1 protein-coding gene is annotated in these 605 nt (G+C 66.0%); it reads left to right on the forward strand.

Annotated elements, in window-relative coordinates; all coding sequences use genetic code 11:
• Positions 1–183: 183 nt before the first annotated feature.
• A partial coding sequence (locus KUM32_RS42030; protein ID WP_217146865.1) for a DeoR/GlpR family DNA-binding transcription regulator occupies positions 184–605 on the forward strand: 422 nt, incomplete at its 3' end.

The raw sequence follows: 605 nt of genomic DNA on the forward strand, positions 1-605 counted from the left end.
TTCACGGTCTACCCCTCGCTGTCGGGTTCGATCGCCGAGGTGGCCCGCCAGCTCCAGACCCGCAAGACGCAAAACGAGCTCTAACGCACTCCTATACCACCTGTGTTGCCCAGCAGTGAACAACTTCTGCTAATTGGCGGAACCGGCTGAAAGCAGACGGTCGTTGGCGTTACTGTCAGTTTCGTGTTCGCTGCAGAACGTCGCCAATTGATCCTTGAAATGGTGCGCGCGAACGGAGCCGTCTCGCTCCGTGAGCTCGCCCGTGTCGTCCAGACCTCCGAAGTGACCGTACGGCGGGACGTGCGGGCGCTGGAGGCGGAAGGACTGCTCGACCGCCGGCACGGCGGTGCGGTATTGCCGGGTGGTTTCACCAGGGAGTCCGGCTTTCCGCAAAAGTCCCATCTAGCAACCGCGGAGAAGACGGCCATCGCCGACCTCGCCGCCGGCCTCGTCGAAGAGGGCGAGGCCGTGGTGGTCGGCGCGGGGACGACGACGCAGGAGCTGGCCCGCCGGCTCGCCCGCGTCCCCGGTCTGACCGTGGTCACCAACTCCCTGCTCGTCGCCCAGGCCCTGGCCCACGCCAACCGGGTCGAGGTCGTCATGAC

It is taken from the genome of Streptomyces sp. AC627_RSS907 (genome assembly GCF_019049165.1).